Raw genomic sequence first — 13,867 nt, forward strand, 5'->3', positions numbered from 1 at the left:
GCGGTGCGGCGAGGCAACAGTCTTACGAACACTACTGCATGACCGCCGCGAACCGCATCCACTTGGCGATCGAGTCGATCGGCGAGTTGTCCGGCATCTTGAGAGGGCTCTGATTGGGCGTGAACCCACGCGAAAGAGCCGAGTCCGGATCCGCAAGCAGCACGCCCACGAAGGTCGACGCCACGAGACAGCTCCCGACTTCGCCCAATCGATTTCCGCCTGCCGCCTCGGCTTCAGCCAGAACGTAGAACCAGAGCGGTGTACGTTCGTGGAAACGCGATGCGGTGCCGGCGAGGAAGTTCTTCAGATCGGGCTTCGCGGCGAACAATGCTGAGACATCCTGGATCGGCGAGGACTGCACCGCGCCGATTTGCTTGAGATGCTTGTGTAGAGCCTGCCCCGTCGGGAGCCTGAGATTGTAGCCCCGACGAAGGTTCCTTCTTGCCAGGTTCTTGAACAACGCCTTGAGCTGTTGGTCGGCCTGGTCTTCACCCTCCTTGAACAGCGTATGCAAGGGCGGAGCAAGTTCCGTATCGATCCTCCTGGCAAGACGGGCGGGCTCTCCATCGAGCGCATCATGGGGATCGGCTCCCGTAAAGCGTGTCCAGTCGATTATCCAGTTCTTGGGCAGCTTCTTGTCGTCATCCAGCCTGCCGCCGCCGCCGGTGAATTCGAAAAGCAACTGCAAGGTGGCGCGCGGTAGAAAACCAGTGCCCGGCCGCCCAAAGTTCTTGTTGTAGTCATAGAAGGCTCTGACCATGGAATGACCGAACCGATAAGCCGCCGTGGAGAACTCCAACGGCAGAGCATTGCCGAGCCGGGTATTCTGTCTCCGGGCATCGAACTCGGCTCTGAATTTGAAGAAATGAGATGCCCGATCGTTGACGACGCGGTCCACCACAACCGGATCACAAACGCCCTTGAGATATCCTTCGACAATCAACCACTGGTAATGAAGTCTTGTCAGAGCCTGCGCTGAGCTGAAATCGGCGATCCAGCCCGTGTCATGCGATGCAAGATAGTCGACTGCCTTGTTATGAAACCGGAGAAAGCTCAGATGGAACTGCGCGACGACGAGATTTTCATCGTTGCGATTATCCCCGATTATCGCGCGCTGGGGCAAGGTATCGGAGAATTTCTGAAAGGCCTCGGGAGTCATCGCGGCCTGAGCCAGACGTAAAGCCGCCTCGCGGACAGAAGACTGGACCTGGCCATAGCGAGGAAGGTCACGATGTTCGTCGAGGTTATCTGGAAGTGGTCCTGGATCGACGGCTGTCCCGACACGCATTTTGTTTGTCAGTGTGGGGTGACGGAGGCCGGAGATCACTTTGACAACATCTGCATCGATCCCCTCGCCGACGGCAGATCCGCCGTAGACACTATCCAGATCGAAACGGGGCGAGCGAGCATTCCTGAACTGGCTCTCCACTGTCGACGAGGCGACAGGTGGGTGGGCGTTGACCATGCTCGAGATCGCCCCTTCGCGATCGGTTCTGGCCGTCAGCTCGTGATCCAGGAATTGTCCCCAATATGTGAACACAGGCGGGAGCGTGGAATCTTCCGTCGGATCCTCGCTCGTCGGCGTCGCGACAACATCGATCATCATTTCGCCGAGCTCATCGAGCTCCCCAAGCGTTTCCGCCGTGTTGGGAAGGTAATTCTCTGGCGCATCTAATGGCGGTACGAAATAACCGAAGTCAGCTTCTTCATCGACCGCGACGTCGCCCGTCGCTGGCCGCCCGGCCCGAACGCTCGGGCCTGGAACTGCGCGCTCTTTCTCCGCACCCCCGTGCGATTGAAAAACGATTGCCATTGGCAACACCCTCCGTTTTCCAGCCCGCGGGATAATTCATACACCTAGAACGCGAAGTCAACTAATCATATTGGGCTATTATTCATCTTAAAGTTGGTAAATTACCGGTAAAGCTCAGTCGATGTCTGTGCGGATTTAGCGCACTCGTTTTGTGCGCATCGTACCGCCTGCCCCGCGGTTGGCCCCTCGCTGTAAGCAGTGCCACAGCCGGCATCGCTGGCGCTTTTCGCGGCAAGTCCGTTATTGCACGGCAGTATGGATAATCGGAGAGAGCCTCCTCAGGCACAAAAATAACGAGGAAATCCAATGGGAAGGAGATGTTGAAGTATAGGTTACCTGAAAAGCAATGAAACGCCGGCGAACGACCGCTAGAATTTTCATTTGCCAACTCAACAATAAGATGTATATTTGCCGCCGAGATTTCGGCCAGGGGAAGTACATCCCGAAATCGACCTACAAGGTACAATTTATTATGCTTGCTTGCCGAACGCTCCAATTTTCGGTTGGCGAAGCTTTGTGTTCTCGCGGCAAGTCAGCGGAAAAAACATCCAATCAATCCGCGTCGATCTACCTTCAGGTCCGCCGCTGTCCCGAACGCGAGGTTCGGCTCGATTAACGGGTATGCCGCGCCTAGCTTGCGGCTTCTGTATTGCTTTGAAACCGTGAAAGATGGGGGAGTTGGTATCATGGCGAAATCAACACGAGGCAGGGTCAACGCACCGGGCGACGGCACATCGGGTCTTGGCATGGTGGTGCGATTTACACCCAAAGCAAGGAGCGAGGGTGTACAGCAACTCGAAAAAGGCGGCTTCCGTGTCGCGTCGTCCAAAGATTTTCGCAGCGCCGTGGCGGTGCCAAATGATTTCGATGGCGCTGATGTTCAGTACTTCGAACGTTTCGGAATCGCAATTGTGCGCCGGGATGGCGAGAGACTGAAACCCATGTTGCAAAATGCCATGCAGCGGAAGGTCATCAGCGCGGCGCGGCCGGAGCGATCCTATCGTGCTCTCGGCGGCCCGCTGACGAAGCGGCTCGACCTCGCACAGGGAACGGTGGGCGGCGTTGCAACCTCTTTGGACCGTGACTACCTGCTCGGCTATCGTGACGCTGTGAACGAACTGGTCGATCGCTTATTGGGCAAAAAAGGGCCAGAGGGGCTTGTGGCCCGGGCTGCCTTTGACGAGACCAGCAACACTTGGGGACTGCAGGCTATCAGGGCAATCGAAGGTGACCTGACCGGGGTCGGCATCAAGGTAGCAATACTGGATACCGGATTTGACGAAACTCATCAGGATTTTGTCGGCCGTTCCGTCACCAAGAAGCTCTTTGCAACACGCAGTTCCGAAGGCGATGTTCACGGTCACGGAACGCATTGCATCGGTACGGCATGCGGTCCATTGCGACCGACCAGCGGCCCACGTTACGGCATCGCCTATGAGGCGGAAATCTATGCTGGAAAGGTGCTGGGCGACGATGGCTTCGGCACCGACCGGTCGATCATTGCCGGCATGGAATGGGCGCTGGATGAAGGTTGTCATGTTATTTCGATGTCGCTAGGCGCTGCAACGCAAATTGGAGATGCGCCGAGTGACGACTACGAACAAATTGGGCAGGTATGTTTAGACGCGGGAACTTTAGTTGTTGCCGCCGCCGGGAACGAAAGTTCTCGGCCTCAACAGATTGCGCCAGTTGGTTCTCCGGCGAATGCGTCCACGATCCTGGGAGTTGGCGCCGTGGATCGCTCCTTCGTGCCGGCGTCGTTCTCATGCGGCGGTTTGAATCCTGGTCAGGAAGTGGACATTGCCGCTCCTGGCGTCGACATATTTTCGAGCTTGCCCGATGACAAGTATGACCGGTGGGATGGCACCAGCATGGCGACCCCACATGTTGCGGGCGTTGCGGCTCTTATTGCTCAGTCTGATCCGAAGTTTCGCGGATGGGCGCTATGGGCGCGCTTGATTCAGCTTACAAAGCCTCTATCTTCCTCTGCTAGGGATGTTGGCAAGGGCCTGCTCCAAGCCAGAGGAAGCGGCGAGGTATGACGACCGATAAGATTGAAGTTACCATTCGGATCGACAAAAACGAGGCCCGCAGTTTGGCAGAGGTCGTCGGCGACCTGAAATCGCAAGGCCTCGAACAGGTGCAAAGCCACGAGCGCCTCATGATTGTCAACGGTAGTGTCAATCCTGACGCGCTCGATGCGCTTCGCGCGGTAAAGGGCGTCGCTTCGGTTCGGAAAGATGTCGAATACAAGACTCAATCGAACTGATCATGCGGGCGGCACGGCGCAGGCGCTGAGCCGGAGGACGTCAGTGACAAGCCGAGAAGCTTGGGATTTTCAATATACTCCCCTCACTTCCGCGTGGCGGAACTGCCTTTGACGAAGTCCACCACGACCCCTGGTTTGACCATGGCCGCCAACTCTTCGGCATCCCAGTTCGTCAGCCGCACGCAGCCATGCGATCCCACCTTGTCGATGAGCTTCGGTTCCGGTGTCCCATGTATCCCATAGGTCGGCTCGGTCAGGTCGATCCAGACCGTACCAACAGGACCGTTCGGCCCCTTCGGGATTGTCAGGACCTTGTCGTTCTTTCCCTGCTTGAAGTTGCGCTTCGGGTCATATCTGTAGACCGGCATCCTCGCGACGCCCTTGACCTTGTGTTTTCCTGATGGCGCTGGATTGTCTTCGCTTCCGATCGTTGCGGGATAGACTGCAAGCAGCGATCCATCCGCCGCATAGGCGAGCACCTGCCCCGTCTTCCTGTCAGCCTCGATCCTCTTGACCTTTCCTTCCCTTGGAGGACCCGGGTTCACGACCCACACCGTATCGCCAGCAGCAAACTGCGAAGCCGGGTTGAGCGCATGCACGAGATCGATACCCATGTGGAACCGCTCGGACAGTTTCTCGGCAACGCTCGTATATCCCAAGCTCTGCATCTTTGCCTTCTCGCCATAGTCTTCAGGGATCTTGTCAACGAGACCCACGGCATCCTCTGCCGAGACGACATAACTCTCGACGAGAGGGGCATTGCTTTCCAGGCGGGAGGCGACTTCTGGATCCAGCCTCCCATCGACAGGTAAATTGTTCATCGCCTCGAAGCCGGCCACGGCCTTGTCGACGTTTTCGCCGGAGAGGCCATCGATCACGCCTGGAGATGAGCCTGCACGGTCGAGCAGGACCTGAAGGCGGACGATCGCCGGGTCTGGATCTCCCGGCGCCGGCTTGTCAGTCCCAATGGACGCAATCGACGCAGTATTGATTTCTTCAGGTCGGAGTTCCCGCGCGGCGGCGCCGCCAACGGAGAAGGCCAGAGCGAGCAGCGACATCGGCAGGGCTGTTTTCATAAACGACAAATGGCCAGCGCCGCAACTTGTTCCAGTGCGAACCCCGCCAGGCAGGTGTTCACGATGATTTCAATGTCCAGTCTCTGCAAATTCAGTACAACCGCCATTTGATCCGATGGAGGTCGTGAATGCCGCGCGAGAGCGTCAATGACCTGAAGGCCTTTCTGGCGGTTGCCCGAGAGAAGAGTTTTACGCGGGCGGCTGCGAAGCTGGGCGTGTCTCAATCGGCGCTCAGCCACATTGTCCGCCAACTCGAGATGCGGCTTGGCATCCGGCTTCTGACCCGTACCACGCGGGCCGTTTCGCTCACCGACGCTGGAGAGCGGTTGTTGCGAGGCGTGGGACCTCATTTCGACGAGATCGACGCGCAACTCGAGGTCCTCACCGCGTTCAGGGAAAAACCGGCCGGGAACATCCGCATCACAGCATCCGACCATGCGATCAACTGGATCATCTGGCCGAAGCTCCAGCACTTCCTGCCCAACAACCCTGACATCAAGGTGGAGCTGATACGCGAAAACGGGCTGTCTGACATCGTGACCGAGCGCTTCGACGGCGGCGTCCGGATGGGTGAGCAGGTGGCGAAAGACATGATCTCGACACGCATCGGGCCTGATTTCCCTTTTGCCGTCGTGGGAGCGCCGTCATATTTCGACGGCAAGGGGGTTCCCGAGCATCCGCAGGACCTCGTTCGCCACAACTGCATCAACGAGCGCCTGCCCACATATGGCGGCTTCTGGGCATGGGAATTCGAAGACAACGGGAAAGAGATCAGGATGAGGGTCGAGGGACAGCTTGCCTTCAATAACTCCTATCAGAGTGTGGAAGCGGCGCTGGAAGGGCTTGGCCTGGCATACGTACCGGAAGATGTCGCTCTTCCTCATATCGCGGAGGGCCGTCTGAGACGCGTACTGGAGGCCTTTTCGCCACACTGGGATGGCTACCATCTCTACTATCCCAGCAGAAGGCAGTCCTCTCCGGCTTTCGTGGCGCTCGTCGACGCCCTGCGCCATCGAGCCTGACGATAGTCATCCTCTTTTTTACGCCGCCCTTTGAATGGCTGCATATTCGATTTGACGCATCATGGAAGGAAAACGCTGATGCGCAGGGATCGCTTCCCGTGAGGCGCTAATTTGGCCGCCCGCAGGTGACCCTCTCAGTGAATTGTCTTCGACCGCTTCTGGGCATGCGAAATGTCATCGAGCGTCGCCATAAGCTTTTCGAATTCGTTCAAGACGCGATTGAACTCGGCGTCCTGCATGTTGGCGATTTCGGATATCGTCGAGGACACGGACGCGATCAGCTTGTCGATCCAAACGCAGCGCTCGGCCGGCACATCTCCGAGAACCTCCCGCCGATGCGTCTTCAGTTCGCGGAGGATGCGAACGATAAGGGCTCCCCGGTCCGCCCGGCTCAAGAGCGGAAGCCTTGTCTGTGCCTGCTGGATTTCCGTTATCAGCGTCGTCGCCATCCCCGATCTCCAACCCTCATGCAACCAGGTATCACAACCGTAGCGTTTGCAACACGGACTTTAGTCCGGTTGGCCAGGCCGTGCAATCGGGTACGCACCGCGCGACCACGTCAGTTGCTCGCCGCTACGAGATCCGACACGTCGCAGCTGCGCCGCGGTCCGTCCCATGGTTGATAGGTATTGTCCTGCGGTCGATACGACTTGTAGCGAGCGGCGCACCGGGCTGCCGCCTGCGCAGTTACTTTCGTGCCAACGCCTTCATCGGCCTCGGCGACGATCCGCTGGAACGGCGAAGCGCACTCGCGGGTCTCGCCGCTATAGGATCGATAGCTGTTGGTCGCGGGATCGAAAGAGCGGTAGCGGTCCGCACACCAGGCAAGATGCTCGACCGAAAATTCTGGCTGGGGTGTCTGACGTTCGGCCGTCGGGCGAGCGGAATCCTGCCTCGCCCTTGCGGTGATGACGGCCGATGCCTCGGTGACATAGCTGGAATAGAGAGGCGGAATTCGTTCATAGCGCTGCTGCCGAGGATCGACTTTCACCGGCGTCGTCGTCCAGAGATCGCGCGCTGCAAGGTCATTGAATGTGTGGGGCTCGGAATCCGCCACGACGTGGGACGCAACAGATGCAGCAGCCATGCAAGCCCCGACCGAGCTTAAGATTCCAAAGGCAACGGATGCGATGGCTTTCATTGCCCGGCCCCCCGCTGGTGGGCCTGTGGAACCCAGACACGGCCGGTGGTGCTGCTATCTCGGCCGCCGGTGGCGACAAGCACGGCGAGAATACCGGCCATTGCCAGCAGGATGACGATCAGCGGCAAGGCAAGACCACCAGATTTCTCTTCGGAATAGATCATGTTCCTCTCCTCGCTGGCGCTCCGGCGGCGGAGGTCGCCGCCGGAGGCATGGGCTGTTTTTAGCCGCACTACGACGCTTCCGTCGGTCGTGTGGCGGTCCCGGACTTTGAGCGATGATTTCCGGATAGAGGACACGGCGGAGGCCGCGTGTAGGATCAGATCACTTGATAACCTGGATCACCTTGCGGGACGACGGCTCGACGATGACACGTTCATCGTTGACCACTGCATAAGCATAGGTCGGGTCATCCGGAATAGGCGTCACCACGACCGTCTCCGGCAGGGGCTGGCCGACGACGACCTTCTCCTTGACGACTACGCGCGCCGATGGTGCCGGAGCCTCTTGGACATAGGTGATGACCTTTTGCGGCGGCGGATCGATCGCCGTGCCGACAACTGCACCGGCAACGCCGCCGACGGCAGCGCCGACGGGGCCGCCGACGATCGCGCCGGTGACGGCGCCACCGGCGGCACCGTTGACGGTCGAGGACTGGGCGAATGCGACGCCCGACATGAGGGTCGCGGCAGTTGCCGCACCGACGATAAGCCTGGAGAGCATTTTCTCCTCCTTCTGTTCGAGGCGGCCTTCGTGACCGCTGGCAGACAAACTAGTTGGAGGCAGGGTCGTTCCACGGCCCGGACCTCAGTCCGGTAGACCCCGGCCTTTGGTCCTAAAACCCATTTCAATATCAGCCGCCGGCGCTAATTGCGGATCGGAAGGCCCTGCTGTGGCGGGCCTGCAGGAGACTGAAGGAGATGGCACGATCCAACCGCCGGGAAGCGGGACGCAGGCGCCTGGCGATGCGTTTGCCGCAGATGCGCAAGCTGATCATGGCAGCCTGCGACCCGTTGCAGCTCGAGCTCTTCGAAGCCTACCAGATGGCTGTCGAAGCCCGCGACGCAGTGCAACGGCAACGGTGCAATCCGAATCTGGTGCGGGAATACGACGAGACCTGCTTCGAGATCGAGCAGCACGTCATCCGCGCAATACGAGAACCTGCCTTCGCGTAGCGCACTCGCTGAGGTCCGGTGAGCCGTCATAGTCGATGTACAACTTTTGGGAATCGGATCGTTAGGGAGCCCGGCCGGCGACGATGAGCGCGCTCATGCCGCCGCAAGATCTCCGTTGCCGGATCAAGCGTCGCCCGCAGAGCGCGGGTCAAGGCGCCGGTCCCCGCAGCGACCTCGAGAACGCTGCCTGGTTTCGACCGGTCGGCGACGACTGCCATCTCCGAGGCATAGGGTTCGAAAAGGATCGGCACGAGAAGGGTCTCGTAAAGGTCGGCGACGCCTTCCTCGAAAGGCGCGATAGAAGAGGCCGATGCGGCGCGGGTGCCGCCTTCGATATCCATGGAAATCGCCACTCACAAGCCTCCGAACCTCAGCTTCGTCAGTCAGGAAATATGCTTGAATACGCTGATGTCTACGGGGTCAGACCTTAGTCCCAACCCTGTCGGACCGAAGTCCCTGGGGTGGAACGCGCGTCGGACTCGCGCCGTTTCGAACGATACTGAAGGAGATCCGAACATGAACCAGAGTCATAGATCCCGAGTGAATGACGCCTGTAACGCGTCCGTCTTCGCACTTGTTATCGTTCTGGCCGCCCTTCTCTACATCTTCGGTGCAGCCATGTCCGGCGATACCGCAGCGTTGACCCAGAGCGTAACGGGCGCCGAGGTGTTCGATACCAGGAATGTGCCCTGATGCTGTTTGGAAAACTCTAAAGACGCGTTAGGTTAATCGGGCAGTCTCTTACCGGTATCAAAATGAATTGGCTTCGCCGCTGGAATGCCCGCTCACTCGCCTCCCAGTTCTTCATCGCGGGTGGGCTCATCTCGATCGCCGCCATGTTCGTGGTGGGCTTTTTTGTGAGCCACCTGATAGAGGAGACCGTCATCCACAATTCGGGGGCGGCGACGGCGCTCTATGTGGACAGCGTGATCGCGCCGCTACTTCCCAATATGCAAACAGAGTCGCTGCTGGACGACGTAAGTGCTCAGGCTCTGGACGAAACACTCGGTCAAGGTGCCCTCGGCAAGCGTCTTGTTTCTTTCAAGTTGTGGCGAAGCGACGGCACCATCCTCTATTCCAACGAGAAGGAGCTGGTGGGCAAAACGTTTGCGGTCAGCGACAAGCTGCAGAGGGCATTCGCAGGATCTCTTGTCGCCCGCTACGAAATCGCCAGCGATCCGGAAAGCGACAAGGAGCGCGCGCTCGGCAAGCCGCTGATGGAAATCTATAACCCGGTGCTCCAGCCATGGTCCGGACAGGCGGTCGCCGTCCTTGAGTTCTACGAGACAGCAGAAGGACTGGGCGATAGTCTGGCGCATGCCAGGCTCCGGAGCTGGGGTGCCGTCGCCGCCCTCACGGCGACCTTTTTCCTTGTTCTCTCCGTTCTCGTGTTCCGGGGTAGCCGCACGATAGAGGCGCAACGCAAGGATCTCAAAGAACGAGTCACCGAACTGTCTGCGCTGCTGGCGGAAAACCGCGGACTCCAGCGGCGCTTGCAGCGCGCCTCCCAGCGGGCGGCGGCGCTGAACGAAACATATTTGCGCGGCATCGGTGCCGATCTGCACGACGGTCCGGCCCAGCACATTGCCTATGCCTCATTGCGCCTGGACAGCGACGTGTTGATCAATGCGTCCACCCAGCCAGAAGCGCGCGAAAAGGAACTTGCCTGGATACGCTCGAGCCTTGCAGAAGCGATGACAGAGATCCGCAGTATCTGCAGCGGACTGGTGCTTCCGCAGATCGAGAAATCCTCAATCACCGAGATCGTCACGCGGGTCATCGACGCGCATCAACACAAGACCGAAAGCCATGTCGAAACGATTGTCGACGAGGATGGGCCGGAACTTCCCCCCGCCGTGAAGATCTGTATCTATCGCTTCGTTCAAGAAGCCTTGAACAACGCCTATCGCCACGGCGGCGGCGTTCAGCAGACGGTCAGGGCCGTCTCGCATAAGGGTCATGTCCGTGTCGAGGTCAGCGATCGCGGCGACGGCTTCGATCCGACCGAGGTGAGGCCAACGAGCCTCGGCCTCGTGGGGTTGCGGGAGCGCATCGACAGTCTGGGAGGATCTTTCGACATCAGGACAGGCGAAGGAGGAACGACCGTGACCATGATCTTCGAGCCAATGGAAGTGGGAGAGTAAGGATGACAGCAATCACCATCGGCGTCGTGGACGATCATCCGCTTTTTCGCGAGGGTGTAACGCGTAGCCTCTCTGAGATCAGCGGCTTTATCGTCGTTGGCGAGGGGGCCAGCAGCGATGACGCCGCGATGATCGCTTCGGACAACCACCCCGACATCATGCTCCTTGACGTCTCGATGCCCGGCGGCGGACTGTCGGCGATCAGTGACGTCCTGGCGCGGAGCCCGACAACGAAAGTGCTGATGTTGACGGTATCCGAGGAGGTGGACACTTTACTAGGAGCTCTGCAACGGGGCGCGATGGGTTATGTTCTGAAAGGTGTCGGTTCGCGTGGCCTCGCCGAAGCAATCCAAACCGTCCTGCGTGGCTCGCGATATATCTCGCCGACGATGTCGGCGAAAGTCATGGAAAATTCCTTGAATGGCGGAGCCTCCGACAAAAGCAGCCTGACGCCACGGGAACGCGAGGTGATGGATCTTGTCGCTCAAGGCCTGTCAAACAAGCATATCGGCTTGCGTCTCAGCCTGCAGGAAAAGACTGTGAAGCACCATATGACCCAGATTCTGAGCAAGCTCGGCGCCTCAAACAGGACTGAAGCGGCTCTACAATGGCGCGAACGCCGCTGAAAAGGACATCGCCCGATTATCACGCTTCAGCGAAGAAAGCGGCTCAGCCGGCGGGCATCGTTGGCCGTTGCCTGTCTATTTATGATCGTCCGGCCCTTCGAGTCCTTCATAATGTAGCGGCCGCGCTGCAGGACTTCCGTGATGCCATTCGAATGACGGACGTCGATCGAGCCATCGGACGCTGCCGTCGCTTTCGCTTCCGATCCTGCTGACGATCCCGTGCTAGAGGTAGAAGATCCCCTACCGGAGGAATTTCCGCCGGAAGAATTGCCACCATTGCCATTCCCGGAACCGCTGTTGCCATTCCCTCCCCCGTTGCCATTGCCGTTACCGCCGCCGTTGCCATTCCCTCCACCATTGCCGTTGCCATTCCCGTTGTTGCCGTCCTTTGCCTGCGCAAAGTCCACCGCCAGAACAGGAAGGGAACCGCCGAAATTCAAACTGGCTGGTGATGCGGCAGCGACGAGGGCGACCGCGGCGCCGCCGCCCAATCTTAGAAAATCGCGTTTCCGGATATTCATGCCATAGCCTCGTTCGTCCGTTCCTCGCGGTTTCCCATAAAATATATGACGTATGCTTTCTCGCTGTTCCGAATAAATAATGCAACCGACCTAGGTAGTAGCGTCGGCAAGACTTTGGTCCGGCTTGCCCCCCGATTGCAATGCTCGTCATCGGAAAAGGGCCGTGCGATGTCATCGTAAGCGCGAGTTTGCTGACCTCTGTTCAATCCTTTCGGTGTTAAACGCGGAAGCATTTCTATGGAACTTCTTTCCCTGTCGTCGCTTTGATTATCGAAGTGCAACAGAGGAAAAATCCCAATGGCAAATCCGAACGACTCCCCGGCAGTGCAGTCGATGCAAAAAGAGCAGGCAGAGCAGCGGAAGCTGGCGCGAAAAGGCGAACTCGACAAAGCAATCGAGGATACCTTTCCGGCGTCCGACCCGGTGTCAGCCACCCACACCTCCATTCCCGCCGGCCGCAGCGACGTCGAGGCGGCTGAGCGTGTGAAGCGGGAGCCAGATCCCACCAGGCTGGACGAGGAGTTTCCACTCGTGGATCAAGCCCTACGTTCAAGCGGTGAAACCGCCCGCTCCTCCGAAGGATCTCATGTGGATCGCGAAGAAATGCGCGCGCTTCAGAAGGAAGCCGGTCGGATGGCGGAATCTGCTTCGGAGCTGGCTTCTGGAACAGCCCGCCTGGCAAAGGCGGAAGCACGCACATTCGTCCATGACCTCGAGGATCGCATACGCCGGCAGCCGCTGACAGCCGCAGCGATCGTCGCCGGCATCGCCTTCGTCTTCGGCGCGACGCGTTGAGGAGCCAAGTGACAGTCGGCTCGCTCGATCACCCCGAGGGGAATCGACCCGCGGGACATTACGGTGTGGAGAGCCGCCACCATTAGGACGATTGCGGGCGGTCTCCTGAGGACGAAACTCAGGAGCTCTTCTAGAGTCCCGTGCGTGCTTCGACTTCCGAGGGCATCGTGAAAATCGCAACCTACAATGTCAACGGGATCAATGGGCGGCTAGACATCCTGCTTCGCTGGCTCAAGGAGGACGCCCCTGATGTGGTTTGCCTCCAGGAACTGAAGACAGACGATGCCAGGTTTCCGCGAAAGGAGATCGAACGAGCCGGGTACGGCGCCATCTGGCATGGGCAGAGATCCTGGAACGGGGTTGCGATCCTGGCAAAAGGCAAGATACCGATCCTGACGCGGCGCGGTCTCCCCGGTGATCCTGACGACACTCACAGCCGGTATATCGAAGCTGCCGTCGACGGCATGCTGATCGGATGCCTGTATCTTCCCAACGGCAATCCGTTTCCAGGAGTAAAATTCGATTACAAGCTGCGCTGGTTCCGCCGCCTACAGGTGTACGCCGCCGAACTCCTCGAGCTCGAGGTGCCTTCGATCCTGGCCGGTGATTTCAACGTCATGCCGACGGAGATCGACGTCTACAAGCCGGAACGCTGGCTGGACGACGCCCTCTTCAGGCCGGAAGTGCGCAGGGTCTATGCTGATCTTGTCGCTGAGGGCTGGACCGATGCCGTCAGACATCTGCATCCAGAGGAGCGCATCTACACCTTCTGGAAATACTGGCGGAACAGCTTCGAACGTGATGCAGGGCTCCGGATCGACCACTTCCTGCTCAGTCCGGCAGTCGCCCCGCTGCTTCGATCGGCAACAGTCAGGAGAAAGCCGCGCAGCTGGGAGCATACGAGCGACCACGCGCCCGTCATGATCGAGCTCGACGTTTCCGAAGCTGGAGCCGATCTATAAGCCGCGATGTCGATCGCGAGCGAGGGAACCTGTGACGCCGCCGAGAGTTAGCCCAAAGCGCGGGATGGCATTCCTGCCCCGCATTTTCCAACCGGAAGTAACCGCTATGGACGAAAGCAAGAACTACCTGAACACCGACGAGATCCAGGCCGACGACCAATTGTCGCCGAAGCCGGTCGAAGGCAAGGATCCACCAAGGCGGGTGCGCAGAAGCGAGGAAGCTATCGCCGAAGGCTCTGACGACACCGAGCGCGTCCGGGTTCCGCCCCCCGTTCCGAATCCCGATTGATCTGTCGCAGGGCTCCATCTCGAAGTGGCTCCGA

At 59.1% G+C, this 13,867-nt stretch carries 17 protein-coding genes and 1 pseudogene; 10 read left to right on the plus strand and 8 right to left on the minus strand.

The annotated features are described in order from the left end of the window. Nucleotides 1-31 precede the first annotated feature (31 nt). On the minus strand, nucleotides 32-1,813 hold the full coding sequence (locus A6U98_RS06980) for a heme peroxidase family protein (RefSeq protein ID WP_064648921.1): 1,782 nt from the start codon (nucleotides 1,811-1,813) through the stop codon (nucleotides 32-34). Between the two features lie 686 nt (nucleotides 1,814-2,499). Between A6U98_RS06980 and A6U98_RS06985 the strand changes: the two genes are divergently transcribed. Continuing rightward, nucleotides 2,500-3,855: a S8 family serine peptidase gene (locus A6U98_RS06985; RefSeq protein WP_064648923.1), complete on the plus strand. Its 1,356-nt coding sequence runs from the start codon at nucleotides 2,500-2,502 to the stop codon at nucleotides 3,853-3,855. Further along, on the plus strand, nucleotides 3,852-4,082 hold the full coding sequence (locus tag A6U98_RS06990; protein ID WP_064648926.1) for a hypothetical protein: 231 nt from the start codon (nucleotides 3,852-3,854) through the stop codon (nucleotides 4,080-4,082). The genes A6U98_RS06985 and A6U98_RS06990 overlap by 4 nt, the downstream gene beginning before the upstream one ends. Before the next feature lie 83 nt (nucleotides 4,083-4,165). Here A6U98_RS06990 and A6U98_RS06995 read toward each other — a convergent pair whose 3' ends face one another. Further along, complete coding sequence (locus A6U98_RS06995; protein ID WP_082933852.1) at nucleotides 4,166-5,167, minus strand: L,D-transpeptidase; 1,002 nt, start codon at nucleotides 5,165-5,167, stop codon at nucleotides 4,166-4,168. Between the two features lie 119 nt (nucleotides 5,168-5,286). On the opposite strand from A6U98_RS06995, the gene A6U98_RS07000 reads away from it, so the two are divergent. Beyond that, a complete protein-coding gene (locus A6U98_RS07000; RefSeq protein WP_064648930.1) occupies nucleotides 5,287-6,180 on the plus strand; it encodes a LysR family transcriptional regulator in 894 nt (297 codons plus the stop codon). Between the two features lie 134 nt (nucleotides 6,181-6,314). On the opposite strand, the gene A6U98_RS07005 is transcribed toward A6U98_RS07000, so the two are convergent. The 4 genes from A6U98_RS07005 to A6U98_RS07015 form a co-directional block, all read right to left on the minus strand. After that, the gene (locus A6U98_RS07005) at nucleotides 6,315-6,629 is read right to left on the minus strand and encodes a hypothetical protein (protein ID WP_064648932.1); all 315 of its coding nucleotides are present in this window, start codon (nucleotides 6,627-6,629) and stop codon (nucleotides 6,315-6,317) included. Between the two features lie 110 nt (nucleotides 6,630-6,739). Continuing rightward, nucleotides 6,740-7,321 carry a BA14K family protein gene (locus tag A6U98_RS07010; protein ID WP_064648935.1) on the minus strand — a complete coding sequence of 194 codons (582 nt, stop codon included), beginning with the start codon at nucleotides 7,319-7,321 and terminating at the stop codon, nucleotides 6,740-6,742. Then, nucleotides 7,318-7,485: a hypothetical protein gene (locus A6U98_RS37070; protein ID WP_197496355.1), complete on the minus strand. Its 168-nt coding sequence runs from the start codon at nucleotides 7,483-7,485 to the stop codon at nucleotides 7,318-7,320. Before A6U98_RS37070 ends, A6U98_RS07010 begins: the two co-directional genes overlap by 4 nt. A gap of 160 nt (nucleotides 7,486-7,645) precedes the next feature. After that, the gene (locus A6U98_RS07015; RefSeq protein WP_064648937.1) at nucleotides 7,646-8,044 is read right to left on the minus strand and encodes a DUF1236 domain-containing protein; all 399 of its coding nucleotides are present in this window, start codon (nucleotides 8,042-8,044) and stop codon (nucleotides 7,646-7,648) included. Nucleotides 8,045-8,241: 197 nt separating this feature from the next. Here A6U98_RS07015 and A6U98_RS07020 point away from each other — a divergent pair, with 197 nt between their 5' ends. Continuing rightward, entirely contained in the window at nucleotides 8,242-8,496 is a 255-nt protein-coding gene (locus A6U98_RS07020; RefSeq protein ID WP_064648939.1) for a hypothetical protein, read from the plus strand. Nucleotides 8,497-8,600: 104 nt separating this feature from the next. Here A6U98_RS07020 and A6U98_RS07025 read toward each other — a convergent pair. After that, a pseudogene (locus A6U98_RS07025) lies at nucleotides 8,601-8,837 on the minus strand (ubiquinone biosynthesis methyltransferase UbiE); the annotation flags it as partial. Nucleotides 8,838-9,012: 175 nt separating this feature from the next. Here A6U98_RS07025 and A6U98_RS37075 point away from each other — a divergent pair. From A6U98_RS37075 to A6U98_RS07035, 3 genes are all read left to right on the plus strand, one after another. Continuing rightward, nucleotides 9,013-9,189 (plus strand): hypothetical protein, encoded by a 177-nt coding sequence (locus A6U98_RS37075; RefSeq protein ID WP_184497875.1) that lies wholly within the window; start codon nucleotides 9,013-9,015, stop codon nucleotides 9,187-9,189. 62 nt (nucleotides 9,190-9,251) lie between these two features. After that, on the plus strand, nucleotides 9,252-10,640 hold the full coding sequence (locus A6U98_RS07030; protein ID WP_064648943.1) for a sensor histidine kinase: 1,389 nt from the start codon (nucleotides 9,252-9,254) through the stop codon (nucleotides 10,638-10,640). 2 nt (nucleotides 10,641-10,642) lie between these two features. Continuing rightward, nucleotides 10,643-11,266 (plus strand): response regulator transcription factor, encoded by a 624-nt coding sequence (locus tag A6U98_RS07035; protein ID WP_064648945.1) that lies wholly within the window; start codon nucleotides 10,643-10,645, stop codon nucleotides 11,264-11,266. A gap of 26 nt (nucleotides 11,267-11,292) precedes the next feature. On the opposite strand, the gene A6U98_RS07040 is transcribed toward A6U98_RS07035, so the two are convergent. Next, a complete protein-coding gene (locus A6U98_RS07040; protein WP_064648948.1) occupies nucleotides 11,293-11,787 on the minus strand; it encodes a hypothetical protein in 495 nt (164 codons plus the stop codon). Nucleotides 11,788-12,084: 297 nt separating this feature from the next. Between A6U98_RS07040 and A6U98_RS07045 the strand changes: the two genes are divergently transcribed. From A6U98_RS07045 to A6U98_RS07055, 3 genes are all read left to right on the plus strand, one after another. Further along, nucleotides 12,085-12,582, plus strand: a complete 498-nt coding sequence (locus A6U98_RS07045; RefSeq protein WP_064648950.1) for a hypothetical protein — start codon at nucleotides 12,085-12,087, stop codon at nucleotides 12,580-12,582. A 167-nt stretch (nucleotides 12,583-12,749) separates the two neighbouring features. Then, nucleotides 12,750-13,544 (plus strand): exodeoxyribonuclease III, encoded by a 795-nt coding sequence (xth, locus tag A6U98_RS07050; protein ID WP_064649201.1) that lies wholly within the window; start codon nucleotides 12,750-12,752, stop codon nucleotides 13,542-13,544. A 106-nt stretch (nucleotides 13,545-13,650) separates the two neighbouring features. Then, entirely contained in the window at nucleotides 13,651-13,833 is a 183-nt protein-coding gene (locus A6U98_RS07055) for a hypothetical protein (RefSeq protein ID WP_064648952.1), read from the plus strand. Nucleotides 13,834-13,867 lie beyond the last annotated feature (34 nt).

This window comes from Rhizobium sp. WYCCWR10014 (assembly GCF_001657485.1).
Lineage (GTDB): Bacteria > Pseudomonadota > Alphaproteobacteria > Rhizobiales > Rhizobiaceae > Rhizobium.